At 74.4% G+C, this 25,057-nt stretch carries 21 protein-coding genes; 9 read left to right on the top strand and 12 right to left on the bottom strand.

Features of this window, described 5'->3' with window-relative positions; all coding sequences use genetic code 11:
- Positions 1–145: 145 nt before the first annotated feature.
- Genes BM064_RS15140 through BM064_RS15125 form a run of 4 tightly spaced genes read right to left on the bottom strand, consistent with a single transcriptional unit; the run spans position 146 to position 3,135 of the window.
- A complete protein-coding gene (locus tag BM064_RS15140; protein ID WP_092860711.1) occupies positions 146–1,303 on the bottom strand; it encodes a TonB family protein in 1,158 nt (385 codons plus the stop codon).
- A 5-nt stretch (positions 1,304–1,308) separates the two neighbouring features.
- The gene (locus BM064_RS15135) at positions 1,309–1,707 is read right to left on the bottom strand and encodes an ExbD/TolR family protein (protein WP_092860709.1); all 399 of its coding nucleotides are present in this window, start codon (positions 1,705–1,707) and stop codon (positions 1,309–1,311) included.
- A gap of 5 nt (positions 1,708–1,712) precedes the next feature.
- A complete protein-coding gene (locus tag BM064_RS15130; RefSeq protein ID WP_092860707.1) occupies positions 1,713–2,090 on the bottom strand; it encodes an ExbD/TolR family protein in 378 nt (125 codons plus the stop codon).
- A complete protein-coding gene (locus tag BM064_RS15125; RefSeq protein WP_092860705.1) occupies positions 2,080–3,135 on the bottom strand; it encodes a MotA/TolQ/ExbB proton channel family protein in 1,056 nt (351 codons plus the stop codon). Before BM064_RS15125 ends, BM064_RS15130 begins: the two co-directional genes overlap by 11 nt.
- A 298-nt stretch (positions 3,136–3,433) precedes the next feature.
- Here BM064_RS15125 and BM064_RS15120 point away from each other — a divergent pair, with 298 nt between their 5' ends.
- Positions 3,434–4,384 carry an autotransporter outer membrane beta-barrel domain-containing protein gene (locus tag BM064_RS15120; protein ID WP_092860703.1) on the top strand — a complete coding sequence of 317 codons (951 nt, stop codon included), beginning with the start codon at positions 3,434–3,436 and terminating at the stop codon, positions 4,382–4,384.
- A gap of 389 nt (positions 4,385–4,773) precedes the next feature.
- Positions 4,774–5,913 (top strand): rod shape-determining protein RodA, encoded by a 1,140-nt coding sequence (rodA, locus tag BM064_RS15115; protein WP_092860701.1) that lies wholly within the window; start codon positions 4,774–4,776, stop codon positions 5,911–5,913.
- Between the two features lie 328 nt (positions 5,914–6,241).
- Here rodA and BM064_RS15110 read toward each other — a convergent pair whose 3' ends face one another.
- Together BM064_RS15110 and metF are read right to left on the bottom strand one after the other, a co-directional pair.
- Positions 6,242–7,768, bottom strand: coding sequence for a malonate--CoA ligase (locus BM064_RS15110; protein WP_092860699.1), 1,527 nt, complete (start codon positions 7,766–7,768; stop codon positions 6,242–6,244).
- A gap of 513 nt (positions 7,769–8,281) precedes the next feature.
- The gene (gene metF, locus BM064_RS15105) at positions 8,282–9,172 is read right to left on the bottom strand and encodes a methylenetetrahydrofolate reductase [NAD(P)H] (protein ID WP_281244870.1); all 891 of its coding nucleotides are present in this window, start codon (positions 9,170–9,172) and stop codon (positions 8,282–8,284) included.
- Positions 9,173–9,610: 438 nt separating this feature from the next.
- Here metF and BM064_RS15100 point away from each other — a divergent pair, with 438 nt between their 5' ends.
- The 6 genes from BM064_RS15100 (at position 9,611) to BM064_RS15075 (ending at position 15,338) form a co-directional block, all read left to right on the top strand.
- A complete protein-coding gene (locus BM064_RS15100; RefSeq protein WP_092860697.1) occupies positions 9,611–9,919 on the top strand; it encodes a virulence factor in 309 nt (102 codons plus the stop codon).
- Positions 9,920–10,027: 108 nt separating this feature from the next.
- Positions 10,028–10,969: a methylenetetrahydrofolate reductase gene (locus BM064_RS15095; RefSeq protein ID WP_092860695.1), complete on the top strand. Its 942-nt coding sequence runs from the start codon at positions 10,028–10,030 to the stop codon at positions 10,967–10,969.
- Between the two features lie 136 nt (positions 10,970–11,105).
- Positions 11,106–12,059 (top strand): methyltetrahydrofolate cobalamin methyltransferase, encoded by a 954-nt coding sequence (locus BM064_RS15090; RefSeq protein ID WP_092860693.1) that lies wholly within the window; start codon positions 11,106–11,108, stop codon positions 12,057–12,059.
- Between the two features lie 276 nt (positions 12,060–12,335).
- Entirely contained in the window at positions 12,336–13,553 is a 1,218-nt protein-coding gene (locus tag BM064_RS15085) for a hypothetical protein (protein WP_092860691.1), read from the top strand.
- A gap of 62 nt (positions 13,554–13,615) precedes the next feature.
- Positions 13,616–14,011 carry a DUF2147 domain-containing protein gene (locus BM064_RS15080; RefSeq protein WP_092860689.1) on the top strand — a complete coding sequence of 132 codons (396 nt, stop codon included), beginning with the start codon at positions 13,616–13,618 and terminating at the stop codon, positions 14,009–14,011.
- Positions 14,012–14,105: 94 nt separating this feature from the next.
- Positions 14,106–15,338 carry an MFS transporter gene (locus tag BM064_RS15075; protein ID WP_092860687.1) on the top strand — a complete coding sequence of 411 codons (1,233 nt, stop codon included), beginning with the start codon at positions 14,106–14,108 and terminating at the stop codon, positions 15,336–15,338.
- 103 nt (positions 15,339–15,441) lie between these two features.
- Here BM064_RS15075 and BM064_RS15070 read toward each other — a convergent pair whose 3' ends face one another.
- Positions 15,442–15,936: an outer membrane protein assembly factor BamE gene (locus BM064_RS15070; RefSeq protein WP_092860685.1), complete on the bottom strand. Its 495-nt coding sequence runs from the start codon at positions 15,934–15,936 to the stop codon at positions 15,442–15,444.
- A gap of 388 nt (positions 15,937–16,324) precedes the next feature.
- On the opposite strand from BM064_RS15070, the gene BM064_RS15065 reads away from it, so the two are divergent.
- Positions 16,325–16,846: a YceD family protein gene (locus BM064_RS15065; RefSeq protein WP_177236272.1), complete on the top strand. Its 522-nt coding sequence runs from the start codon at positions 16,325–16,327 to the stop codon at positions 16,844–16,846.
- Between the two features lie 106 nt (positions 16,847–16,952).
- Here BM064_RS15065 and BM064_RS15060 read toward each other — a convergent pair whose 3' ends face one another.
- From BM064_RS15060 to BM064_RS15040, 5 genes are all read right to left on the bottom strand, one after another.
- Positions 16,953–17,687 carry an ABC transporter ATP-binding protein gene (locus BM064_RS15060; protein WP_092860681.1) on the bottom strand — a complete coding sequence of 245 codons (735 nt, stop codon included), beginning with the start codon at positions 17,685–17,687 and terminating at the stop codon, positions 16,953–16,955.
- Positions 17,680–19,008 carry a lipoprotein-releasing ABC transporter permease subunit gene (locus tag BM064_RS15055; RefSeq protein ID WP_092860678.1) on the bottom strand — a complete coding sequence of 443 codons (1,329 nt, stop codon included), beginning with the start codon at positions 19,006–19,008 and terminating at the stop codon, positions 17,680–17,682. Before BM064_RS15055 ends, BM064_RS15060 begins: the two co-directional genes overlap by 8 nt.
- A gap of 115 nt (positions 19,009–19,123) precedes the next feature.
- Positions 19,124–20,461, bottom strand: a complete 1,338-nt coding sequence (gene proS, locus BM064_RS15050) for a proline--tRNA ligase (RefSeq protein ID WP_092860676.1) — start codon at positions 20,459–20,461, stop codon at positions 19,124–19,126.
- A 520-nt stretch (positions 20,462–20,981) separates the two neighbouring features.
- On the bottom strand, positions 20,982–22,541 hold the full coding sequence (locus BM064_RS15045; protein WP_092860674.1) for a Ppx/GppA family phosphatase: 1,560 nt from the start codon (positions 22,539–22,541) through the stop codon (positions 20,982–20,984).
- Between the two features lie 271 nt (positions 22,542–22,812).
- Positions 22,813–25,035, bottom strand: coding sequence for an RNA degradosome polyphosphate kinase (locus BM064_RS15040; protein ID WP_425426172.1), 2,223 nt, complete (start codon positions 25,033–25,035; stop codon positions 22,813–22,815).
- Between the last annotated feature and the right edge of the window lie 22 nt (positions 25,036–25,057).

The raw sequence follows: 25,057 nt of genomic DNA, 5'->3' as shown, positions 1-25,057 counted from the left end.
GACGCCGCGTCGGGACCTCATCACGCGCGCGTGACGCAACGGCCGCCTGCGCTTCGGCGCGAGGCGGCCGTTTCGTGGTCGGATTTCGGGGGCGGCGTTTCGGGGGCGGCTTTTCGGAGGTCGGGGCCCGCGGAGCGGCCGGGGGTCAGTTGAACCGCACCGGCAGCAGGAAGCTGCGCCGCTGGTCGCCGAGGCCTGCGGGCGCCGAGGGGAAGGGCGCGGCGGCGGCGACGGCGCGCAGCGCGGCACGGTCGAGCGCGGCGCCGGCGCTGCGCTGGATGGCGTGGGAGAGCAGCGCCCCGTCGGCGGAGACCACCAGCTTGACCAGCGCCTCGCCCTGCCCGTCGCCGCGGTCGAGCTCGCGCCGGCCCTGCACCTGGTTGCGGATCCGGGCGCCCCATTCCATCACCAGCTGGCGCGCCGCGTCGGGGTCGGCGCCGGCCGCCTCGGGCCCCTGGCCGGACCCGGCGACCGCGCCGCCGCCGGCGCCGGCCGCGCGGCGCTCCTCGCTCGCGGCGCCGGCGGAGGGGGCGTCGGACTCGGACGCGGACTCGGACCGGGCCGCGGCGGTCTCCCGCGCGGCCTTGGCGGCGCTGGCGGCGGGGCGCTCGGGCTTGGGCTGCGGCTTGGGTTCGGGTTTGGGTTCGGGGCGCGTCTCGGCGACCTGCTGGCGGCGGACGGGGCGGGCCGGCGCCTCCGGGCGGACCGGGGGCGGGGGGACGGCGGCGGTTTCGGTTTCAGGCTCGGGCGCGGCCTCCGGCGCGGGCGGCGGCGGCGCGGGCGCCTGCGCGGCGGGGGGCTCGGCCGCGGGGGGCGCGGCGGGGGCCTCGGGGCGCGGGGCCTCGGCGCGCTCGGGCGGGGTCTCGGGCGCCCGGCTCGGCGCGGGCAGGTCTGCGGGCAGGCTGGGGGCGAGGCTCGGCGGCGCGGTCGGCGAGGGCATGGCCGTGCGCGCCGGCGCCTCGGCCGCGGGCGGCGGGGCCTCGGCGGGCTGCGGGGCGGGCGCAGGGGCGCGCGGCGCGCTCTGGGTCGGGGGGGCGTCGGCGGTCACGGGACGGGGCGGCGTCTCGGGGGCGAGGTCGGGCGCCTCGGCCTCGGGCGCCTCCGCGGTCTCGGGCGGGCGGTCCCAGTCCTCGACCAGGGCGGCGAGCCGGGGGGAGGCGGCGGCGACCGACAGGGCCTCGGTCCCGCCGGCGCCGGAGGCGGAGGCGGCGCCCTCGTCGTCCTGCCGGAAGCTTGCGAAGGCCGCCAGGTGCAGCGCCGCCGCCAGCGCCAGGAACAGGAGGAAGGAGCCCGTCCGCCGCATCGCGCTCAGCGTCCCGAGACGACGATGTCGGCGCGCGCCACGCCCCGTTCGCCCAGGCGGGTCAGCACGCGGGCGAGGGCCGCGGCCTCCATGCCCGCGTCGGCGCGCAGCGACAGGGGGGAGGCGCCCTGCCCGGCCCCGCCCACGGCTGCGGCGGCGGCGTCGAGCGCGGCCTCGCCCCGGGCCTCGCCGAAGGCCATGCGGCCGTCGGCGGCGAGGTGGAGGGTATCGGGCGTCTCGGTCGAGGCGGGCTCGGCCTCGGCGCGGGGGGGATCGACCTCGAAGGGGGCGGGGGGCGCGATGGTGGCGGTCATCAGGAAGAAGATCAGCAGCAGGAACACCACGTTGATCATCGGCGTGGCCGATTCGACGGGCGGTTTCGGCTGGGGGGCGTCGAGGCGCATCGGGCTCACTCCGCCAGGATCACGGGGCGCAGGCCGCCGCCCGAGGCGGCGCGGGCGACGTCGGCGAGGCGCTGCAGGGTGGCCCCGTCGCGGCCGCGCAGCACCACCGGGTCGGAGGGGGAGGCCGACAGGCGGTCGAGCGCGCCCGCCAGCGCCTCGGGCGCGATCGGGGTTCCGTTGAGGGTCACGCCCTCGGGGCGCACGTCCACGAGGCGGGGCGGGCCGCTCCAGCTCCCCCCGCCGCCGGCGGGGGAGACGGGCAGCACCCCCTCGACCCCGAAGCGGGCCGCGAGCATGAAGAACACCAGCAGCAGGAACACCACGTCGATCATCGGCGTGAGGCTGATGCGGCGGGGTCTGCGCGGGGCCTCGTCAAGCAGCATCGGCGCGGGTCCCGGGGGCGTCGGGGGCGAAGGCGGCGGGACGCGCGGCGGCGGCGGGGGCGAGGAACAGGCGGGCGCCGAGATCCTCCATGTCCTGTCGGGCGCGGTCGGCGACGCTCTCGAACCAGGTCAGGGCGGCGGAGGCGGGGATCGCCACGGCCATGCCGGCGGCGGTGGTCAGCAGCGCCTCCCAGATGCCGCCTGCGAGCATGGCGGGGTCGGCGCGCCCGCCGGCCTCCTGCAGGGTGCGGAAGGCGGCGATCATGCCCAGCACGGTGCCCAGCAGGCCCAGCAGGGGGGCGGCGGTGGCGATCAGCTCCAGCGCGCGCAGGCCGGTGCGGGCGTCGGCGAGCTCGCGTTTGGCGACGCGGGCGGTCTCCTCGCGGGCGGCCTCGGGGGGGAGGGCGGCGACCGCGGCGAAGCCGGTGCGCAGCATCCGCCCGCGCAGGCCGGGGCGGCGGCGCAGGGCGGCGAGACCGGCCTCGGGCCCGCCGGCCATGAAGGCGGCCATCGCCCGCTCGGAGCGCGCGCGCGACCAGGCGCCGAGCCGGATCAGCGTCCAGGTCTTCCACAGGATCAGCGCCACGGTGACGACCGAGAGCGCGGCGATCGCCCAGACCGCCGGCCCGCCGTCGTGGAGCATCTGGAAGGCGGAGTCGAAGGCGCCCCCGAAGAGCCCCGTCGCAGGCTCGGCGATCCCGTCGGGCGAGAGCGCCTCGCCCCCCGCCGGCAGGCCCGCGGCGTCCACGGGCGGCGCGACGGCGTCGGGGGAGGGCATGGTCCCGGCGGGCGCGGGGGTCCCGGCGCCGGCGGGGGCGTCCGCGGGCGGCGCCTCCGCGGCGGGCGCGGCGGGGGTTCCGGCGGCGGGGGCGTCGGCGGGGGGCGCGGCGGGCGCGGGGGCCTCGGGGCTGCCGGGCGCTTCGGCGGCGGGCGCGGGCGTGCCCGGAGCGGCCGGCGCCTGGGGCGCGGCGGGGGCCTGGGGCGCCACGCCCTGCGCGGGCGCGGTCGCGGCCTGGGCGAGGGAGATCTCGGCCATGCCGGTCATCGCGCGGCCCTCCGGCAGGGCATGGCGGCGCGGCGGGGCGTCTGGCGGAGGCGGCGGACGAGGCGCGGGGCGAGCATGCGGACCTCCTGGTTCTGGGATGTCGCGGATGGCTCGCGGCGGGGCCGCTGGCTGCGGGGGAGATCGCTTCTCCGACGAAACTTGTCAAGCATTCCGCCGCGCCGCGGGACGCACCGCCGCGCGAACGGATCGTTTCGGGCCGCCCCGGCGCAGGCTATGCTGGACGCGCGGGGGCGGCCGGCGTGAGGGACGAACGAGCATGCGTGCAGGAACGGGAACCTTGGCGCTGGCGCTCGTCGCCGGCCTGCTGGCGGGGAGCGGGGCGGAGGCGGGCGAACGCCGGGGCAGGCTCGGCACGGCGGTGCTGCGCCTGATCGACGCCGACGTCTCCGAGCGCGCCACCGGGGCGCTGGCGATGCTGGGGGTGACGGCGGTCCCCTCGGAGACGGCGAGCACGCTGCATCTCGATTCGAACGTGGGCGAGGGCAACCAGTTCTTCGCCTCGCAGCTCGGCGGCGCCTTCACGATCTCGGACGGGTTCCCGCTCTATCTCGAGGGGTTCGTGGGCTATTCGCGCTACGACCCGGTGTTCGTGTTCTCGGACGGGACCTCGCGCTCGCGCCTGCCGACGAAGTGGACGACGGTGGGGGCCGAGGGGGGGATCGGCTGGGACTTCCACCTGACCGACACGCTGGTGTTCCGCCCGATCGTCAACGTGGCGCTGGGGCATGTGGAGAGCGACGCCTCGCTGCTGGGGCGGATCGTGAACCGGCGCTACGGGCTGGACCTGAAGTTCCTCGAGGACGGGCGGCTGACGGCGGGGGGCTTCGGCGGCTCGCTGATGCTGGACTACGAGTATCATTCCGACGCCTACGACGCGGACGTGGAGCTGCGCTACACCCACCTGCACCTGGAGCCGATCGCGGGCTCGAAGGCGATCGACGCGAGCTCGACCGCCGCCACCCTGGGCACGTGGTCTCGGCTGCGCGTGCCCACGGGGGTGGAGATGTTCGGCGGCCCGCTGCGGGCGGTGTTCGAGGCCTCGGGCTCCTGGCTGCCGGGCGACCAGGGCGAGGTGCTGCAGACGCGCTGGCTGGCGCAGGCGGGGCTGGGGATCGAGTTCGACACCGAAAAGACCTGGGTGCCGCTGAGCCGGGTGCGCATCGTCGCCCGCCAGACCATCGGGCGGAACCTGACCGGCTACTCGCTGGGCCTGTCGGCGAGCTTCTGAGGGGCGCCGTCCCGATGCCCGCTCCGGCCGCCCCGGCGTTCCCGCCCCTGCGGCGGCGCGTCTGCGCCGCCTGCCCGCCGCGAAACGGCGCCGGCCCCCTGCGAGGGCGGCTTCGGCGTCTTCCTCCCCAGCCCGCAGGCATTCGTGGATCTCGAGGCGCGCCGTCCCGACCGGCGCCTGCCCGTCCCCGACGGCCTCTGACGCCGACCGGACGCGCCCTTCCCTGCCGCCTCCGGCCCCTGGACGCCGGGCGGCCGGCCCGGAGCGGGGTCGGCGGGCGGGCGTCCCGGCCGCGCAGCGGACGGCAGAGCCGTCCCGCCGGCCCCGGATCTCGTCGCCGTGTCGCTTGCGCGCTTGCATCCTGCGCAGACCTGCGCCATGCCGCGCAGATGCCCCGCCTCGCCCCGCCCGAAGCCCCGCTCTCGCCGCTCCAGAAAGTCCTGCGCTTTCACTGGGGGCTGGCGCTGCTGATCGCGGCGGTGGCCTGCGTGGGCTTCCTGATGCTCTATTCGGTGGCGGGCGGCGACCTCGACCCCTGGGCGTCTCGCCAGATGGTGCGCTTCGCCGCCGGCATGGCGCTGATGTTCGGCGTGGCGATGATCCACATCCGCTACTGGCGCACGCTGGCCCCGCTGAGCTACGTCGGCTCGCTCACCCTGCTGGCGGCGGTGGAGGTCGCGGGGCACACCGGCATGGGCGCGACCCGCTGGATCGCCATCGGCCCCCTGCAGCTGCAGCCCTCCGAGCTGATGAAGATCGCCGTCGTGCTGGCGCTGGCGCGCTACTACGACTGGCTGGGCGAGGGCCGCGTCTCCCGTCCCCTCTGGCTGCTCCCGCCGCTGCTGCTGATCCTGGTCCCCATGGCGCTGGTCCTCAAGCAGCCCGACCTCGGCACCGCGCTGCTGCTGGCGCTGGGCGGGGGCGCGGTGATGTGGCTGGCCGGCGTGCACTGGGGGTATTTCCTGGCCGCCATCGCGCTGGGCGCCGGCCTGGTGACGGCGGTGCTCGAGAGCCGGGGCACGGACTGGCAGCTCCTCAAGGACTACCAGTACCGCCGGATCGAGACCTTCCTGAACCCCGAGTCCGACCCTCTGGGCGCGGGCTACCACATCACCCAGTCGAAGATCGCCTTCGGCTCGGGGGGGCTGTCGGGCCGTGGCTTCATGCAGGGCACCCAGACCCGGCTGAACTTCCTGCCCGAGAAGCACACCGACTTCATCTTCACCACGCTCGCCGAGGAGTTCGGCTTCGTCGGCGCCCTGTCGCTGCTGATCCTCTACGGGCTGATCACGCTGTTCTGCATCGTCTCGGCGATGGCCAACCGGGACCGGTTCGGCGCGCTGCTGACCGGGGGCATCGGCGCCACGTTCTTCCTGTTCTTCTCGGTGAACATGGCGATGGTGACGGGGCTCGCGCCGGTGGTCGGCGTGCCGCTGCCGCTGGTCTCCTACGGCGGTTCGGCGATGCTGGTGCTGCTGCTGGCCTTCGGCCTCGCCCAGTCCGCCCACGTCCACCGCCCGCGCGGCTGACCGGGCCCCGCCCCGCCGCGCCGCCCCGCCGCAAGCGCCCCCGGCAGCGCCTGTTCTCCGGAGCCGTCCATCGCGGATGCCGATCAGAGCGACTCGTCCGCCCCGGTCAAGGATCGCGAAGCGACCCCCGAAGGGGGCTTGTCCTTGACCGGGGCGGACGAGTCGCTCAGGCGATCCAAGCGATGGACGGCTCCGGAGGACAGGCGCGGGCTTGTTCTTCGGTGAGTCAGGAGCCCGCCGGAGGCTCCCCCGTCGGCCCCCCTGGCCACCCCCCTGCCCCGGATGCGCCCCAGCTTGGCCCGCCCGCAGGGCGCCTGCAGACCGCGGCTCAGCCGAACGTGCCCTTGTAGCTCTCCCGCAGCACGTTCTTCTGCACCTTGCCCATGGTGTTTCGGGGCAGCTCGTCGACGATGAACACCGCCTTGGGCTGCTTGTATTTCGCCACCCGGTCGGCCAGCGCCGCCTTCACCGCGGCCTCGTCGACCGCGCCCGCGGCCTCGGGCACCACCACCGCGGCGACGCCTTCGCCGAAGTCGGGATGCGGCAGGCCGATCACCGCGCTCTCCTTCACGCCGGGCAGGTCGTCGATCAGGCCCTCGATCTCCTTGGGATAGACGTTGTAGCCGCCCGTGATCACCAGGTCCTTGGCGCGCCCCACGATGGTCACGTAGCCGTCCGGGGACCGGCTCGCGAGGTCGCCGGTGATGAAGAACCCGTCGGCGCGCTTCTCCTCGGCGGTCTTCTCGGGCATGCGCCAGTAGCCGAGGAACACGTTGGGGCCCCGCACCTCGAGGGTCCCGGTCTCCCCGTCGGGAAGCTCGGCGCCCGTCTCGGGATGGGTGATCTTCACCTCGACCCCCGGCAGCGGGAAGCCCACCGTGCCCGGCCGCCGCTCGCCCTCGTAGGGGTTGGAGCAGTTCATCGAGGTCTCGGTCATCCCGTAGCGCTCGAGGATGGTCTGCCCGGTGGCCGCGCGCCATTTCTCGTGGGTGTCGGTCAGCATCGGGGCCGAGCCGGAGACGAAGAGGCGCATGTCGGCCGCGGCCTCCGCCAGCCCCGGCAGCTCCAGCAGGCGGGTGTAGAAGGTCGGCACGCCCATCAGCGCGGTCGCCCGGGGCATCGCCTCCAGCACCGCCTCGGCCCTGAAGCCCGGCATGAAGATCAGCGAGCCGCCCGCGACCAGCGTCACGTTCAGCGCCACGTAGAGCCCGTGGGCATGGAAGATCGGCAGCGCGTGGATCAGCCGGTCCTGCGCGGTGAACCGCCAATAGTCCTTCAGCGTCTGCGCGTTGGACAGCAGGTTGCCATGGCTCAGCATCGCCCCCTTGGAGCGCCCGGTGGTCCCCGAGGTGTAGAGGATGCAGGCGAGGTCCCCCGCCGCCCGCGCCGCCGCCTGGAACCCGGGCGCCTGCCCCGCCGCCGCCTCGGCCATCGAGCCCCGGCCCTGCGCGTCGAGCGTCAGCGCCACGGCGCCGGCCTTCTGCGCCAGCGGCGCCAGCGCCTCCAGCCGGCCCGGATCGCAGACGAAGACGGCGGGCTCGGCGTCGGTGAGGAAATACTCGATCTCGGCGGGCACGTAGGCGGTGTTGAGCGGCAGGAAGGCGGCCCCCGCCAGCACCGCGCCGAGGTAGAGCTGCACCGCCTCGAGCGTCTTTTCGGTCTGCACCGCCACCCGGTCGCCGGGCTTCACGCCGGCGGCGACGAGGGCGGCGGCCATCTTCTCGGCCCCCTGCCAGAGCTCGCCGTAGCTCATCGAGGCCCGCCCCGCCTGCTCGGCGAACAGCCTCCCGTCGTCGCCCGCCGAGGGCGCGCGCAGGGCGGAGGCGAGCGTGTTTCCGGCGTAGGGCGAGGTCATGAGCGGGCTCCCGTCACGTTTCTGGCGTCGTCCCGTTTCCTGCCCCCTCTCCGCCCCCGGCGCAAGCGTCCCCCTGCCCCCGGGTTCGCGCGCGCCTCCGCGCCGCCGCCCGGGCCCTTCCCCCCGGCCCGCCCCATGCACCCCTGGCCCCATGCGCCCCCGGGAGCGCCTGTTCTCCGGAGCCGTCCATCGCGGGCGCCGATCAGAGCGACTCGCCCCCCGGGGTCAAGGATCGCGCAGCGACCGGCGAAGCCGGCTTGTCCTTGACCCCGGGGGGCGAGTCGCTCAGGCAGCCCAAGCGATGGACGGCTCCGGAGAACAGGCGCGGGCGCTTTGTTCTTGGGTGAGTCCGGAGCCCGCCGGAGGCTCCCCCCAACCCCATCCGTCCCGACGCCCCCGCAAGCGCGTCCCGGCCAAGCCCGCCCGCAGGGCGCCTGTAGACCGCCTCCTTGCCGCAAACGAAAGGGGCGGCCCGCAGGCCGCCCCTCGCAAGATCCCCGGTCGCGCCCGCCGTCAGGCCGCGCCGCCCGCCGCCGCGCCCAGCGGCTGGGGCTCGACGCCCAGCGCGCGGCAGACGTCGTAGGGCAGGTCGGGGTTGTTGAGCGTGTAGAAATGGATGTGCTCCACGCCCTCCGAGCGCAGGGCGTCGCACTGCTCGGCGCAGATCGCGCGGCTCAGGGTCTCGGTCATGCCCTGCTCGTCGGCGTTGGCGTAGGCGGTCTCGAGGCTCTCGGGCACCGAGGCGCCGCAGCCGGCGGCGAAGCGCTTCATCTTGGCGAAGTTCTCGATCGGCAGGATGCCCGGGTGGATCGGCGCGTCGATGCCGGCCTTCGCGGCCAGGTCGCGGAAGCGCAGGAAGTGGGCGTTGTCGAAGAAGAACTGGGTGATGGCGCTGTCGGCGCCCGCGTCGAGCTTGCGCTTGAGGTTGTCGAGGTCCGCCGCGGGCGAGGCGCTCTCGGGGTGGAACTCGGGGTAGGCCGCGACCGAGATGCGGTCGTGGCCGGCCTCGCGCAGGGCGCGGGTCAGCTCGGCGGCGTTGCGGAAGCCGTCGGGGTGGGGCTCGAAGCGCTCGGCCCCCCTGGGCGGGTCGCCGCGCAGCGCCACGATGCGCCGGGCGCCGAGGCGGCGGTAGCCGTCGGCCTCGGCCAGGGTCTCGGCGCGGGTGGCGCCGACGCAGGTCAGGTGGCCGGCGACCTGCAGGCGCGCGCGCTCGAGGATCGCCTTGATCGCGTTGCGGGTGCGGTCGCGGGTGGTGCCCCCGGCGCCGTAGGTCACGGACACGTAGTCGGGCGCCAGCGGGGCCAGACGTTCGACGGACCGCCACAGCCGCATCGCCCCCTCCGGCGTGGCCGGGGGGAAGAACTCGAAGGAAATCGACAGGCGTCGGCCGGTCTTGTCCGTCACGATGCAGCTCCTCTGGCAGGGGCGCGGCGAAGCGCGGCCTTCCCGCGCCCCGGATGGGCGCAAGGCGTCCGACCTTCTTACGATCTGGGAGGCGACGCTTCAACGGCCGTTTGCGGCGCCGCGGGGAACGGACCGTCGCGGGGGCGGGGCCGAATCCCTGCCGCGCGCAGCCCGGGCCGCGGGGCGGCGGCGGGGGCGGAGCCCGGGCGGCGGGCGCGGGGCCGGCCGGGTTTCGCGACGCCTTGCGCGCCGTTCGCGACATCCGCCCGCAGGTGCGGCAAGCCGTTGCGCCCGCGGCGTGTTTGCGACGCGAACCGATGTCGCGTTTCAGCTTCGCCCAGTCGCTCCCAAGATGCGCCCGCGCCCGGCGAGGGCGTATCCGGGGCCTTGCAGGCGGGCTGGTTCCGGAGCGGAACGCCCCGCCGGAAGGAGACGGGTTTGACGCAGGTGACGGTGGTCTGGTGGCGGGACATCCCCGCCCAGGTGATCGCGGGCAAGGGCCGGCGCGGCGGCGCGAAACGCCCGCTGCCCGAGCGCTTCGAGCAGGCGATCGACCGCTGCGCGATGAAGGTCGGGGCGAAGGACTCCGACGCCTACCTGGCCGAGTGGCGGCGCGCGGCGCCCTACGAGGTCGAGGCCGAGAGCGACGCGGCGGCGGCCGAGGCGGAGGCCGCGCGGCTCGAGGCCGAGTACGACGCCGGGCGGATCCGGGCGCTGATCGCCAACGACGGCTGGGAGCCGGCCTGAGGCGCCCGCCGCGGGCGGAAACCACATCGCTGAACCGGGCGGAAACCCCGGCGAGGCATCATCGGGCCGGCGCAGGGAGCGTCGGCCGCCATCGGAAGGGAGACGGGCATGTCGAAGGTCATCGATTTCTTCGCGCGGCGCACGCGCCAGGCGTCCAGGGCTCCGCTGTCCGAGGCGGCGCGGATCGCCGACATGATCCGCGGCTTCTCGATCGAGGTGATGCCGCGCACCGCCGCCAGGGTCGAGAGCTTCGCCGAGATCCTGCCCCGCGGCACCCGGGTCTACGTCGCCCATATCGACGGCACGCCCATCGAGGACATGGTCGAGACCGCGCGCCGCATCACGGCCGAGGGCTTCGAGGCGATGCCGCATTTCCCCGCCCGCTCGATCCCCTCGAAGGCGGCGCTGGCCGACTGGATCGCGCGCTACCGCGACGAGGCGGGCGTGCGCTCGGCCCTGCTGCTGGGCGGGGGCGTGGCGCAGCCGCGCGGCGCGTTCCACTGCTCGATGCAGCTGATGGAGACGGGGCTGTTCGACGCCGCGGGCTTCACGCGCCTGCATGTCGCCGGCCACCCCGAGGGCAACAGGGACATCGACGCCGACGGGTCGGAGGCCAACGTCATGGCCGCGCTGAAGTGGAAGCAGGCCTTCTCCGAGCGGACCGACGCCACGATGGCGATCGCCACCCAGTTCGTCTTCGAGGCGGGCCCGGTTGTCGCCTGGGCCGGGCGCCTGCGGGAGGCGGGCGTGGACCTGCCGATCCACGTGGGCGTCGCCGGCCCCGCCAAGCTGCAGACCCTGATCAAGTACGCCCTGACCTGCGGCGTGGGCCCCTCGGTCCAGGTGCTGCAGAAGCGGGCCGCGGACGTGACCAAGCTGATGCTGCCCTTCACCCCCGACCGGGTGCTGGCCGACATCGCCGCCGCCCGGGCCGCCGACCCCGCCCTGCAGATCGAGCAGGTGCATTTCTTCCCGCTGGGCGGCATCGGCAAGACCGCCGAATACACCACCGAGGCCGGCGCCTCGGGCCGCTCGGCCGCCTACGCCTGAGCGGCCGCGCGCGGGGGCGGGGGCTGACGCCTGCCGCGCCGTCGTGCTAACCGTCCCCCTCCGACGCGCGGGGGACCGCCCTCCCCTGCCCAGCCCTGACGCAACGCCCCGCCCGGGGCCTGTCCGAGGACGCCCCATGACCCGCACCGTCGTCGAGTCCCAGTCGAAGACCGTCGTGATCGGCTTCGACGAGCCGTTCTGCGTGATCGGCGAGCGGATCAATCCCACCGGCCGCAAGAAGCTGGCGGCCGAGCTGGAGATGGACGACTTCACCACCGTCGAGAAGGACGCGCTGGAGCAGGTGGCCTGCGGGGCGATGGTGCTCGACATCAACTCGGGGGCGGTGTTCTCCAACAAGATGGAGGCGGACCCGCGCTACGCCGACAACAACTTCGTCGAGCCGATGCTGATGACGGCGCTGATCGAGAAGGTGCAGGCGGTGGTGGACGTGCCGCTGTGCATCGACAGCTCGGTCCCCGGCGCGCTGGAGAACGGGCTGAAGGCCGCCAACGGCCGGCCGCTGCTGAACTCGGTCACCGGCGAGGAGGAGCGGCTGGAGCTGGTGCTGCCGCTGGTCAAGAAATACAACGTGCCGGTGGTGGCGATCTCCAACGACGACACCGGCATCTCCGAGGATCCGGAGGTGCGCTTCGCGGTGGCGAAGAAGATCGTCGAGCGGGCGGCGGATTTCGGCATTCCCGCCCATGACATCGTGGTCGATCCGCTGGTGATGCCGATCGGGGCGATGGCGACCGCGGGCCAGCAGGTGTTCGCGCTGGTGCGCCGGCTGCGGGCGGAGCTGGGGGTGAACACCACCTGCGGGGCGTCCAACGTCAGCTTCGGCCTGCCCAACCGCCACGGGATCAACGCGGCGTTTCTGCCGATGGCGATCGGGGCGGGGATGACCTCGGCGATCATGAACCCGGTGCGACCGCAGGAGATGGAGGCGATCCGCGCCGCCAACCTGCTGATGAACCACGACCCGCACGGCATGGCCTGGATCCGCGCCAACCGCGAGCCGACGCCCGAGGGCGAGGCCCCCGCCGGCGCCCGCGCCGGCCGCGAGGGCCGCCGCCGCCGCCGCGGCTGAGCCTCGCCCCGGCGTCGGCCGGGACCCGCCGCCGCGCACGCCCGCCGCGCCGCGCAGAGGCGCCCTGCCCCCCCGCCCCGGACCTCGGGGCCGGGAGGGGCGCCGGCCTGCCGGCGCGGGGCGCGCGGATCGACGCGACGTGCCGAACGCCCCGGTCCCCGGCCGGGGCGTTCGGCGTTTCGGAGCATGGGCGCGGGCGCGGGAACGAAGGACTCGCGCGGGCCCGCCCCCCTCGTTAGGCTGACGTTACGTGACACGATGAGGGGGGAGATCGGCGTGGCGACCAGCAAGCCCGGCCCGGAGACGTCCGAGGGAGAGGCGGCCCCGTCCGGCGCAGGCCCGGAGGCGCCCGGCGCAGGCCCGGAGACGCCCGGCGCAGGCCCGGAGACGCCCGGCGCAGGCCTGCAGGCGTCCGGCGACGGCGCGGGCCGGGGGGCGCCCGGCGCGGCGCCTCCCAGCCCGGCGGCGGCGGTCGCGGCGACGGCGGCGGCGGCGCGGCGGCGGCCGCGGCTCGACCCCTCCAACCTCGCGATGCTGCGCCAGCTCTACGTGAACCTCTGCGTCCAGCACGGGATGTGCGCGCCGGGCCCCGACGACGCGCCGGGCCTGGCCGCCCACCGGGAGGCGGAGGCGATCCTCGCCGCCGGGCGCGACCCCGACGCCCCCGACGAGGCGCTGAGCTGGGCGGCCGCCTACCGGGCCGAGCAGCTGATCGTGCGCAACCTGCCCACCTCGGAGCTGCGGGCCGAGCTCGCGCGGCGCGCCGCCGGCCAGGCGGGGTCAGACGACCCCGAGCGGCAGGCGCTGGCGAAGGCGGCCGAGACCCTGCTCGGCGCCGCCCCCTTCGACGAGCCGGAGGCGCGCGGGGTGCTGCTGCGCCTGGTCTCCGCGCGCCAGTGGGACAAGACCGAGCGCACCCAGATCCGCGAGCTCGCCGCGCTCTACCGCGAGCGGCTGAATCTGGTGTGCGTGGGGGCGCTGGGGGTGTTCCTGCTGGCGCTGTTCCTCAACATCGGCGTGGTGATGCCGATGGGCTGGACCTATGGCGTGGGGGGCGGCTACTCGGGCCTGGTGACGGCGATCGCGGCGGGGCTGTTCGGCGCCTCGTTCTCGGCGCTGGTCGGCTCGCGCAAGGTGACGGCGGTCAGCATCGAGGCGATGAAGACGATGGCCTCCGTCTCCCAGATCGCGGCGCGGCTGATGGTCGGCGGCGGCGGGGCGGCGATCGTCTATTTCTTCTTCGAGACGGGGCTGATCCAGGGCGTGGCGATCCCCGACCTCGACAACCTGGCCTTCGCGCGGATCGGCGCCGGCGCCGGGGGCGAGGGCGGGGGCGAGGGCCATGCCCGGACCTTCGGCGAGCTGATCCCCAACGCCGACGTCTCGTTGCTGATGATCTGGAGCTTCCTGGCCGGCTTCTCGGAGTCCTTCGTGCCGCGGATGCTGACCCAGGTCGAGGGCGCGGCGGCGGCCGGGGAGCGGCGCGCGGGCTGAGCTTGACCCCCGGCCCCCGCGCGCCCAGCCTGCACGGGCGAGACGCGGAACGGGAGGTCGAGATGCGCGCAACGATCCTGGCGGGCCTGGCGGCGCTGGCGGCGCCCGCGGCGCTGGCCGGCCCCGCCGACGGGACCTGGCGGACCGAGGCCAACGCGGACGGGGCCTATCTCGAGGTCGGGATCGGCCCCTGCGCCGACGATCCGGCCCGCACCTGCGGCGAGATCCTGCGCGCGATCACGCCCGAGGGGCCGAGGCCCGACTATCCCCACATCGGCCGGCTGATCATCGCCGACATGGTCCCTCAGGGCGAGGCGGCCTGGGAGGACGGCACGATCTGGGCCCCCGACGACGACAAGACCTACGACTCGACGATGGCCCTGACCCCCGCGGGGCTGACGGTCGAGGGCTGCGTGCTGGTGTTCTGCCGCGCCCAGGTCTGGACCCGGGCGGAGTGACCGCTGCGCCGCGCCCGCGGGTCGCGGCCCGGAGGCTCAGGCGCGGCGCGGCGGCGCTTGGCGGGGGCGGCGGGGCGATCTATGAGGGGCGGCCATGGTCGCCTCATCCTCTCCCGACTCCGTTCCCGACGATCGCCGCGCCAAGCGCAACGTCGCGGTCCTGTTCCTCGCCCAGGCGATCCTGGGCGCGCAGATGCCCGTGAACTTCGTGCTGGGCGGGCTGGCGGGGCAGATGCTGACCCCGATCGCCTGCCTCGCCACGCTGCCGATCTCGCTGATCGTGCTGGGCTCGATGATCTCGGCGCCCAACGTCTCGGCGCTGATGGGGCGGTTCGGGCGGCGGGCGGGGTTCTTCGCGGGCGCGGCGGGGGGCGCGGTCGGCTCGAGCCTCTGCGCGCTGGCGCTGTTTCTCGACAGCTTCGCGCTGTTCCTCGCCGGCGCGCTGTGCACGGGCGTCTACATGTCGGCGCAGGCCTTCTACCGCTTCGCCGCCGCGGACGCGGCCAGCGAGACCTTCCGGCCCAAGGCGATCTCCTGGGTGATGGCGGGGGGGCTGGCGGCGGCGGTGCTGGGGCCGCAGCTGGTCAAGGCCACCTCCGACGCGCTGGCGCCGGTGCCCTTCGCGGGGGCCTATGTGGTGGTGATCGGGCTGAACCTGGTCGGGTCGCTGCTGTTCCTCGCGCTCGACGCGCCGCGGCCTGCGCCGCGGGCGGCGGACGCGCCCCGCGGGCGCAGCGTGCCGCAGCTGCTGCGCACGCCGCGCATCCTGGTGGCGATGATCTGCGGCATGGTCAGCTACGCGCTGATGAACCTGGTGATGACCTCCACCCCGCTGGCGGTCGTGGGCTGCGGCTTCGGCCAGGGGGACGCGGCCGACGTGGTGATGGTGCACGTGCTGGCGATGTTCCTGCCCAGCTTCTTCACCGGCCACGTCATCAACCGCTTCGGGGTCGAGAAGGTGATCGCCGCGGGTCTCGTGATCCTCGCCGGCGCGGGCCTCGCGGGGCTGGCGGGGGTGGAGCTGGCGAACTTCTACGTGGCGCTGTTCCTGCTCGGGATCGGCTGGAACTTCGGCTACATCGGCGCGACCACGATGCTGGCGGGGGCGCATTCGGTCGAGGAACGCTCGCGCGTGCAGGGGATGAACGACTTCTGCGTCTTCGGGCTGGTGACGCTGGCCTCGCTGAGCTCGGGCGGGCTGATGAACTGCCTGGGCGGGGATCCGCAGACCGGTTGGGCGGCGGTGAACGTGGCGATGATCCCGTTCCTGACGCTGGCCGGCGGCGCGCTGATCTGGTTCGCCCTGCGCCGGCCGGAGGCGGGCTGAGCGGGCCCGGCCCCCGGCGGCGGCCCGCCTCCCGGACAGGCGAAAGGCGCGCCCCCTGCGGAGCGCGCCTTTTTTCGTGCCGGCGCCGCCTGCGGGCGGGCGGCTATTCGTTGAAGCCCTCGGCCAGCGTCGAGCCGACGTTGGAGATGTTGCCGAAGAGCTGCTCGAGCACCGTCAGCTCGCGCCCGAAGGTGGGCGTGGTGCGGGTGGCGAGGTTGATCACCCGCCCGTCCTCGAGCCCGTAGACGTCCACGCCCTCGACCAGCGCGTCGTCGCTGAAATGCACCGCCACCACGCGGCGCTCGACGATCTCGGGCGAGTTGTAGGCCATCGCCTCGGTCCGGGCGGAGACGTAGTACCAGGTGTTGTCGCGCACCACGCCGCCGGTCGAGGGGCGGCCGATCTTCTGGGCGACCGCGCCGGGGCCGTCCACGCCGACCTGGATCTGCTCGATCTGGGCGTCCTGGGGGGCGTAGCCGTGCACGCGCACGATCGGCTCGCAGGCGGCCAGGACGGCGAGCGCGGCGGCGCCCGCCAGCAGGGCGCGCGCGCGGCGCGGCGCTTTGGCTTCGAGGCGGTTCAGATGTGCGCGGCGCATGCTCGACAGCTCTCCCGACGACCCGGCGGTGGGCCAGACTTCGCAAGCCCGCGCGCCGGGACCCGGGGCCGGCCTTCCGCAGGGGCCTCGGAAATCGGCGCGCTCGCCGCTTGCAGCCACTGCCTAGCGCGCGCATGTTTGCAGTTCAAGCGGCCCCGCCGCGACGCGTCCCGCCCGAGGCCGCGACAGGCTCCGCGAAGGCTCCCCCGACGGTCCCGGATTTTCCGGGCCGGCCGGAGGGGTCCCCGCCGGGCGCCTGGCGCCGGACCGGGCCGCGCGGCCCGATGCGCGAGTGCGAAGGATCTCTTCCGACATGCGACCCCCCGCCTCCCCGCCCCTGTCCCAGTCCGCTCCCGGCGCCGGTCCCGCGCCGGAGTTCTCGCGTCCCGTGCGGATCGCCGATCTGGGGACCGAGGGGATCACGCTGGCCCAGAAGGCCGACTCGGCCGAGCGCGCGGCGCTGGCCCGCCGCTTCGGCGTCGCCGCCGTGGGCCGGATGTCCTTCGAGGCGCAGATCCGCCCCGCCGGCGACGGCTGGCGCGTCTCCGGCCTCGCGCGGGCGCGGGTGACGCAGCCCTGCGTGGTGACGCTGGTCGACATCGCCCAGGAGATCGAGGAGCCGTTCTCGCGCCTGTTCCTGCCCGGCGTCGAGCCCGCGGGCATCGGCGACATCGCCCCCAACGAGGACGAGGATCCGCCCGAGCCGCTGGGCACGCGGCTGGACCCGGCCGAGATGGCCTCGGAGGCGGTGGCGCTGGCGATCGACCCCTATCCGCGCGCGCCCGGCGCGCGCTTCGAGGGGGTCGGCGGGGCGCCGGCTGAGGAGGAGGAGACCGCGGGCGAGAAGAAGAAGCCCTTCTCCGCCCTCGCCGCCCTGCGCGAGCGCATGGAGCGCGACGAGGACAAGTGAGGGGCCGAGCCCCTGGCGCGGAGACGACGACGCCCGGGCCTCGCGGCCCGGGCGTCTCGCGTTCCGGGGGGGGCGGCCTGCCCCCGCCCCTGTCCTTGTCCCGGCGCTAGCCCGCGACCACCCGGCCGCCGTCGAGGCGCAGCACCCGGTCCATGCGGGCGGCGAGCTCGAGGTTGTGGGTGGCGACCAGCGCGCCGAGGCCCTCGGTCCGGGCGAGGCCGGCGAGCAGCTCGAACACCATCTCGGAGGTGCCGGGGTCGAGGTTGCCGGTGGGCTCGTCGGCCAGCAGCAGGCGCGGGCGGTTGACCAGCGCCCGGCAGATCGCGACGCGCTGCTGCTCGCCCCCCGAGAGCTCGGCGGGGCGGTGGGAGGCGCGGGGCGAGAGGCCCACCGCCTCCAGCAGCTCGGCCGCGCGGGCGTCGGCGGCGCGGCGCGAGGCGCCGGCGGCGCGCATCGGCAGGGCCACGTTCTCGGCGGCCGAGAACTCCCGCAGCAGGTGGTGGAACTGGTAGACGAAGCCGACGTCGCGCCGACGGATCGCCGTGCGGCGGCCGTCGGAGAGGCCCGCCGTCTCGGTCCCCGCGATGCGCACCGCGCCGCCGTCGGCCCGGTCCAGCAGCCCCGCGATATGCAGGAGCGTGGACTTGCCCGAGCCGGAGGGGGCGACGAGCGCCACCACCTCGCCGGCCGCGATGCGCAGGGAGGCGCCGTGGAGGACGCGGACCTCCTCGGCGAGGCCCTGGGAGTAGACGCGCTCGACGTCGGTCAGTTCCAGCGCGGCGGGTCCGGGGGCGGTTTCGGAGTTGGTTTCGGGGGCGGCTCCGGGGGTGGGGTCACTCATAGCGCAGCGCCTCCACCGGATGCAGGCGCGCGGCCTTGCGCGCCGGGAAGAAGGTGATGAACCAGCTCAGCGCCAGGGCGAGGCCGGCGGCCGAGGCCACGTCCTCCCAGCGCAGGACGGCGGGGAACTTGGTCAGCATGCGGATCTCGGGGTCCCAGATGCCGCCGCCGGCGAAGAAGTTCACCACGTCGAAGATCGGGTCGATGTAGATCACGAAGAGGATGCCGAGGCCGACGCCGATCAGCGTGCCCAGCGTGCCGATGCCCGCGCCGCAGAGGAAGAAGACCCGCAGGATCGCCCCCTGCGTCAGGCCCACGGTGCGCAGGATGCCGATGTCGCGGCCCTTGTTCTTCACCAGCATCACCAGGCCGGAGATGATGTTGAGCGCCGCGATCAGCACCACGAGCGAGAGGATCATGAACATCACCGCCCGCTCGGTATCCAGCGCCGAGAGGAAGGCGCCGTTGGCGTCCTTCCAGCTCCACACGATCGCGCGGGGGCCGGCGGCGGCGGCGAGGCGCTGGTCGAATTCGGAGCGCGAGGCGCGCGAGCCCAGGGCCTGGGGGTCCTCGACGATGGCCTCCACCTGGTCGGCCGCGTCGCCGCGGTTGAAGAAGTCCTGGGCCGCCTCGAAGGTCATGTAGACGCGGGTCTTGTCGACGTCGGTGCGCCCGATGCGGAAGATGTAGACGACCTCGAACCCCTTCACCTTCGGCGCGGTGCCGAAGGGGGTGGTCTGGCCGCCGGGCAGGATCATCGAGACGCGGTCGCCCACGTCCACGCCCAGCTCCTGCGCCACGCCCCAGCCGATGGCGATGCCGCGGGGAAGGTCGTCGAGCGCGCCGAGCGCCTCCTCGGGGTTCGCCACGTAGGGAAGGTCGCGCAGGTCCTCCAGCCGCTCGCCGCGGACCAGCGCGCCGGCGTTGGCGGAGCCCTTGGAGACCAGCGCCTGCGCCTCGACCATCGGGGCGGCGCGGATCACGCCCGGGACCTCGGCCACGCGGGCGGTCATGGCGTCGTAGTCCTCGATGGAGCGGATCACGTTCCCGTTCGCGTCGCGCACGGGGGCCGCGTAGAACTTCACGTGGCCCTCGGCGCCGAGGATGCGGTCGGTGAACTCGGCGCGGAAGCCGACCATCACCGCCATCACCACGATCAGCGTGCCCACCGCCAGCGCCACGCCGACGAGCGCGTACCACACGATCACCGAGATGCCGCCCTCGCGCCTGCGCGCGCGCATGTAGCGCCAGGCGATCATCCATTCGTGGGCGGCGAACGGGGGCGCGCCCCTCGGCCGGCCGCGGTCTGCGGCGTCGCTCATCGGGTTCTCCCGTCTGCGTCCGTGAACCCCGCCGGGCGCAGGCCCGGCCCGGGCGGCGAGGGGGTTCCCCCCCTCGTCGGCCGGAACCCCGTCCCGCAGGACAGGCGTCGGAGGATCAGAGAGCGCTCCAGATTTCCGCCAGTTTCGAGGCGGCGGCCTGCGGCGAAAGCGCCTCGGTCTCGCCGGTGCGGCGGCAGGTGAGCTCGACCTTGCCCTCGGCGAGGCCGCGCGGGCCCACGGTGATCCGCCAGGGCAGGCCGATCAGCTCCATGGTGGCGAACTTGGCGCCCGCCCGCTCGTCGCGGTCGTCGAGCAGCGGGTCGACGCCGGCCGCGGTCAGGGCCTGGTAGAGCTCGCCGCAGGTCGCGTCCACCGCGGCGTCGCCGGGCTTCATGTTGACGATGCCCGCGCCGAAGGGGGCGACGCTCTCGGGCCAGATGATGCCCTTGTCGTCGTGGTTCGCCTCGATCAGCGCGCCGACCAGGCGGGAGACGCCGATGCCGTGGGAGCCCATGTGGACCGGCACCCGCGCGCCGCTCTCGTCGGTGACCACGGCGCCCATCGGCTCGGAGTACTTGGTGCCGAAGTAGAAGATCTGGCCGACCTCGATGCCCCGGCCCTTCACGCGGCGGTCTTCGGGGATCTGGGTGTAGAGCGCTTCGTCGTGGGTCTCGTCGGTGCGGGCGTAGGGGGTGGTCCACTCGGCCTTGATCGCCTCGAGCTGGGCGCGGTCGTTCCAGTCGATCTCGCGACGGCCCAGCGTCAGGTCGGTGACGGCGCGGTCGTAGAAGACCTCGGACTCGCCGGTGTCGGCCAGCACCAGGAACTCATGCGTGTCGTCGCCGCCGATGGGGCCGCTGTCGGCGCGCATCGGGATCGCCTTCAGCCCCATGCGCTCGTAGGTGCGCAGGTAGGAGACCATGTGCCGGTTGTAGGCGTGCATGGCGTCCTCGTAGGTGAGGTCGAAGTTGTAGCCGTCCTTCATCAGGAACTCGCGCCCGCGCATGACGCCGAAGCGGGGGCGGACCTCGTCGCGGAACTTCCACTGGATGTGGTAGAGCGTCAGCGGCAGCGCCTTGTAGGAGCCGACGTAGCCGCGGAAGATGTCGGTGATCATCTCCTCGTTGGTCGGCCCGTAGAGCATGTCGCGGTCGTGGCGGTCGCGGATGCGCAGGAGCTCCTTGCCGTAGGCGTCGTAGCGGCCGCTCTCCAGCCACAGGTCGGCGGGCTGGAGGGTGGGCATCAGCAGGGGGATGTGCCCGGCGCGCTGCTGCTCCTCGTGCACGATCTGCTCGAGGCGGCGGAGCACCTTGAAGCCCATCGGCAGCCACGAGTAGATGCCGGCGGCCTGCTGGCGGATCATGCCCGCGCGCAGCATCAGCCGGTGCGAGGCGATCTGCGCGTCGGCAGGCGTTTCCTTGAGAACGGGCAGGAAGTAGCGGCTCAGGCGCATCGGGGTCCCTTCGACGACGGCGTCGCGCGGAACTCGCCCGCGCGCGGGAGCATCAGGGCGCGCGGAGCGCGCGCAGGGCGGATGACTAGGGGATGCGGGCGGTCCGCGCAATGGCGCGCCTGCGCAGGGGCGCGGGGCGCGGGGCGAATCGTCGGGCCCGCCGGAAGGCCCGCAGGGCGGGCCGCGGGCGCGCTGCAGGCGCGAAGAGCGGGGGCGGAAGCGGGGCGCTCCCTTCGCGCCCGCAGCGGACACATGTGGAACATTCTTTCGAGAGGCGTCCGAAATCGCAATTTTGTTGCGCGGGCCGTCCCTGTTGATAAAATCGCCACCAGAACGACACCGGCGCAAGTCTGGGGAGGAGAGCAAAGGCCCGCGATTCGCGGGCCTTTGGTTTTTCCGACGCGGCGGCAAGGGCTTGGGCTGACGCGCACGGCGCCCGGCGGGGGCGCGGCGGTCGTCGGAAACGCCTGTCGAAGCCCGGCCGGCGGGGCGTCGGCGCGCGGGACGGCTCGGCGCGGCGTCAGCCCGCGGCGGCGGCGGCGTCGTCCTCGATCAGCAGGCGCGGCGGGCGGCCGACGGTGTCGGCGACCGAGGCGAGGCGCTTCTCGACCACCTCGCCCGCCAGCGCCCCGGCGGCGCCGCGCAGGCGCAGGGTCAGGGCGTCGGGGTCGAGCGAGAGCGAGCACAGCGGCAGCACCCCGGGCGCGGAGCCGGTCAGCATCGCGCCCAGCCGGATGGTGCGGCCCAGCAGGCGCGCCTCGGCCTGCTCCGATTCCGAGAGCAGCGCCAGCGCCGGCGCCGCGGGCCGGCCCCCGCCCCCGGACTTGTAGCGATAGCGCAGCGCCGCCCCGATCCAGGCGCGCTCGGCATGGCCGATGCCCGAGAGGTTGGCGCGGTAGACGCTCTCGAACACCGCCTGGTCGCGGTAGTCGGGGTGGGCGTTCCAGGCGACGTCGTTGAGCACGCAGGCCGCCTCGATCAGGCGGCGGCGGGCGAGCGAGGCGTTGGGGAACAGCGGCCACACGAAGGCCGCGAGCTCGGCGCCGAAGCCGGGGAAGCGCGACAGCCGCCGCTCCATCTGCCGGGAGGCGGAGAGCAGCGGGTCCTGGTGGCGCAGCGCCTCGGGGAGGTGTTCGTAGAGCACCCCCTCCCGCAGGCCGAAGGCGGAGACGGCGACGCGGGCGGGCTTCGCGGCCCGGATCAGGCCGGCGAGCACCCGCGCGCCCATCGGCGTCACGGCGATGCGGTCGCGCGAGGAGGACATCTCCTTGAACAGGGTCTCGGGCGACATGGCGGCGACTTCCTCGGCGAGGCCCAGCATCTCCTCCGAGCTGAGCTCGAACTCGTGCAGCACCTGGATCGGGTAGCCGATGCGGGTCATGTGCAGCTTGGCGAGCGCGCGCCAGGAGCCGCCGACGAGGTAGATCCGCCCCCCCGGCGCGCCGAGGATGCCGCGCACCGAGGAGAAGGAGGCGTCGATCAGCGCGTCCTGCGCGGGCGCCCCGCCCTCGATCCCGATCAGGCGCAGGGGGCCGAGCGGCAGGGTCACCCCGCGGCCCACCTGCCCCAGCCCGACGCGCGAGAGCTCCAGCGAGGCGCCGCCGAGGTCGGCGACCAGCCCGTCGGCCTCCGGCCAGCCCATCAGCACGCCCTGGGAGGCGAGGCGGGCCTCGTCCTCGCCGGTGGCCACCCGCAGACGCAGGCCGGTCTCGCGCTCCACCTGCTCGACGAACTCGGCGCCGTCGGCGGCCTCGCGCACCGCGGCGGTGGCGACGCCGTCGAGCACGTCGATGTCCATCGCCCGCGCCAGCGCCGCGAAGCGGGCCAGGGCCTTGAGCGCGCGCTCCTTGCCCGGGGCCGAGAGCAGGCCGGTGGAGCCGAGGTCGGCGCCGAGGCCGCAGAGCACCTTCTCGTTGAAGAAATAGGCGGGCGAGCGCGAGAGCGCCTCGTAGACCACCAGCCGCACGGAGTTCGAGCCGACGTCGACCACGCCTACCCGGGCGTGTCCGCGCTTGGCCGATCCGACGCTCGCCACGCCCGCCTGGGCGCCCGAACGGGACTGTCGCCTGGGCTCGCTCATGCGCGCTCCTCCGCCGCCGTCGCGTTCCGTCGCTCGCACGGCGCGGGCGATGGGTCAAGGGAGAACGGTCCCGCCTGCGCTGCGGCGCCGCAATCGGGGCGCCCGGCCGGGCGGCGCGGGTTCCGCTTGCGCGACAGGGGCTTGCAGGCGGGACCGCAGACGGCGCGCGAAGCGCCGGCCCGCGCCGCGTGGCGGCGGGCGTTGCGGCGGGTTTCCGATTTATCGGGCAATGGCTTGCCGGCCGATCTTCAGACAGGACGCGAAGCGGCGGTCACTCGGCCGCCGCCACGTCCCCGGCCTTGCCCAACGCCGTTTCGCCCGGGGCGGGGAGCAGGCGGGGCGCATCCTCGGCGCCCGCCCGGCCCCGGCCGGAGAGGGAGGGGTGGGTCATGAAGAACTCGTGCGCCGAGAACGGCTCGCCCCCCTCGGGCGTGACCGCGCGCAGCCAGTGGCCGTCGGGCTGGAGGACCCAGCTCTGCGCCTCGTCGCGCAGGTTGGCGGCCATCACCTGCTCGAGGATCTGGGCGTGGACGGTGGGGTTGAGGATCGGGACCAGCGTCTCGACCCGGCGGTTGAGGTTGCGGCCCATCCAGTCGGCGGACGAGATCCAGACCTCCGCCTCGCGGGACGGCAGGCCGTGGCCGTTGCCGAAGCACACGATGCGGGAGTGTTCGAGGAACCGGCCGATGATCGACTTGACGCGGATGTTCTCCGACAGGCCCGGGACGCCGGGGCGCAGGCCGCAGATGCCGCGGGCGACGATGTCGATCTTCACGCCCGCGCGGGAGGCGGCGTAGAGCGCGTCGATCACCTCGGGGTCGATGATCGAGTTGACCTTGACCCAGACATGGGCGGGGCGGCCGGCGCGGGCGTGCTCGATCTCGCGCTCCAGGGCGTGGAGGATGTGCTGCTTGAGCGAGCGGGGGGAGAGCTTCAGCGCCTCCAGCCCTTCGGGCTCGGCGTAGCCGGTGACGAAGTTGAAGAGCCGCGCCGCGTCGCGGCCCAGCGTCGGCTCGCAGGTGAAGAGCGAGAGGTCGGTGTAGATGTTGGCCGTGATCGGGTGGTAGTTGCCGGTCCCGAAGTGGGTGTAGGTGACCAGCTGGTCGCCCTCCCGGCGCACCACCATCGAGACCTTGGCGTGGGTCTTCCAGTCGATGAAGCCGTAGACGACCTGGGCGCCCGCGCGCTCCAGCTGGCGGGACTGGCGGATGTTGGCGGCCTCGTCGAAGCGGGCCTTGAGCTCGACCAGCGCGGTGACGGATTTCCCATCTTCCGCGGCTTCGCAAAGCGCGGCGACGATCGGAGAATCCTTGGAGGTCCGGTAGAGGGTCTGCTTGATCGCCACCACGTCGGGGTCGCGGGCGGCCTGCTGGAGGAAGCGCACCACGATCTCGAAGGACTCGTAGGGGTGGTGGAGCAGCATGTCCTTCTGGCGGATCGCCGCGAAGATGTCGCCCTGGAAGTCCTTCACCCGCTCCGGCATCCGCTGGGTGTAGGGGTGGAAGAGCAGCTCGGGGCGGTCCTTGGTGACCAGCTCGGAGAGGTCCTTGATGCCGATGACGCCGTCGACGTCCACGACCTCGTGGCGGGCGACGCCGAGCTCGTCGGCGATCATCGCCTTGAGGTCGGCGGGCGCCCCGGCGGCGATCTTGAGGCGGATCACCTCGCCGCGGCGGCGGCGTTTGAGCGCCGTCTCGAACTCGCGCACCAGGTCCTCGGCCTCTTCCTCCACTTCGAGGTCGCTGTCGCGCAGGACCTTGAAGAGGGCGTGGCCGGCGAGACGGTAGCCGGGGAACAGGCGGTCGATGAAGAGCTTGAGCAGTTCCTCGAGGGGGAGGTAGCGCGTCTCGCCCTTGCGGCCGTCGTCGAGGCGGATGAAGCGGCGGACCTGCTGGGGGACCGGCAGGAGCGCGTCCAGCGGCTCGTCGTCCGAGAGACGACGGAGCTGGAGGGCCAGGGCGAAGCCCTCGTTGGGGATGAAGGGGAACGGGTGGGCGGGGTCGATCGCCAGAGGGGTGACGACCGGGAACACCTGCTCGAGGAAGTGCTTCTCGACCAGCGCCACGTCGGCCCTGGTCAGCGCGCGGCGGTCGAGGACCAGGATGCCTTCGGCCTTCAGGGCTTTCACAAGCTCGCCCCAGACCACCTGCTGGCGGGCCATCAGGGCGCGGGCGTCCTCGTCGATGCGCTCGAGCTGCTGGGCGGCGGTGAGGCCGTCGGCGGACTGGGTCTCGAGGCCCCCGCGCACCAGGCCGCGCAGGCCGGCGACGCGCACGGTGTAGAACTCGTCGAGGTTGCCGCCGGAGATCGACAGGAACCGCAGACGCTCCAGCAGCGGGTGGTTGGGGTTCTCCGCCTCCTGCAGCACACGCCAGTTGAAGCCCAGCCAGCTGAGCTCGCGGTTGATGAACCGCTCCGGCCCCTCGGGGTCGAAGGTCAGGCGGTGGTCTTCGGCGGGCGCGCAGGGCGCGTTGAGGAAATCGGCTCGCATGATGCGCAGTCTAGCGGATCTCGAT

The organism is Albimonas pacifica (assembly GCF_900113695.1).
Classification (GTDB): Bacteria; Pseudomonadota; Alphaproteobacteria; order Rhodobacterales; family Rhodobacteraceae; genus Albimonas; species Albimonas pacifica.
The sequence above is the reverse complement of the archived record's forward strand: the minus strand, read 5'-3'. Positions and strand labels throughout refer to the sequence as shown.

Bases quoted from the DNA above. Each gene is read 5' to 3' on its own strand.
- BM064_RS15140 (WP_092860711.1), bottom strand. From the start codon at position 1,303: ATGCGGCGGACGGGCTCCTTCCTCCTGTTCCTGGCGCTGGCGGCGGCG.
- BM064_RS15135 (WP_092860709.1), bottom strand. From the start codon at position 1,707: ATGCGCCTCGACGCCCCCCAGCCGAAACCGCCCGTCGAATCGGCCACG.
- BM064_RS15130 (WP_092860707.1), bottom strand. From the start codon at position 2,090: ATGCTGCTTGACGAGGCCCCGCGCAGACCCCGCCGCATCAGCCTCACG.
- BM064_RS15125 (WP_092860705.1), bottom strand. From the start codon at position 3,135: ATGACCGGCATGGCCGAGATCTCCCTCGCCCAGGCCGCGACCGCGCCC.
- rodA (WP_092860701.1), top strand. From the start codon at position 4,774: ATGCCCCGCCTCGCCCCGCCCGAAGCCCCGCTCTCGCCGCTCCAGAAA.
- BM064_RS15110 (WP_092860699.1), bottom strand. From the start codon at position 7,768: ATGACCTCGCCCTACGCCGGAAACACGCTCGCCTCCGCCCTGCGCGCG.
- BM064_RS15095 (WP_092860695.1), top strand. From the start codon at position 10,028: ATGTCGAAGGTCATCGATTTCTTCGCGCGGCGCACGCGCCAGGCGTCC.
- BM064_RS15090 (WP_092860693.1), top strand. From the start codon at position 11,106: ATGACCCGCACCGTCGTCGAGTCCCAGTCGAAGACCGTCGTGATCGGC.
- BM064_RS15080 (WP_092860689.1), top strand. From the start codon at position 13,616: ATGCGCGCAACGATCCTGGCGGGCCTGGCGGCGCTGGCGGCGCCCGCG.
- BM064_RS15075 (WP_092860687.1), top strand. From the start codon at position 14,106: ATGGTCGCCTCATCCTCTCCCGACTCCGTTCCCGACGATCGCCGCGCC.
- BM064_RS15070 (WP_092860685.1), bottom strand. From the start codon at position 15,936: ATGCGCCGCGCACATCTGAACCGCCTCGAAGCCAAAGCGCCGCGCCGC.
- BM064_RS15060 (WP_092860681.1), bottom strand. From the start codon at position 17,687: ATGAGTGACCCCACCCCCGGAGCCGCCCCCGAAACCAACTCCGAAACC.
- BM064_RS15055 (WP_092860678.1), bottom strand. From the start codon at position 19,008: ATGAGCGACGCCGCAGACCGCGGCCGGCCGAGGGGCGCGCCCCCGTTC.
- proS (WP_092860676.1), bottom strand. From the start codon at position 20,461: ATGCGCCTGAGCCGCTACTTCCTGCCCGTTCTCAAGGAAACGCCTGCC.
- BM064_RS15045 (WP_092860674.1), bottom strand. From the start codon at position 22,541: ATGAGCGAGCCCAGGCGACAGTCCCGTTCGGGCGCCCAGGCGGGCGTG.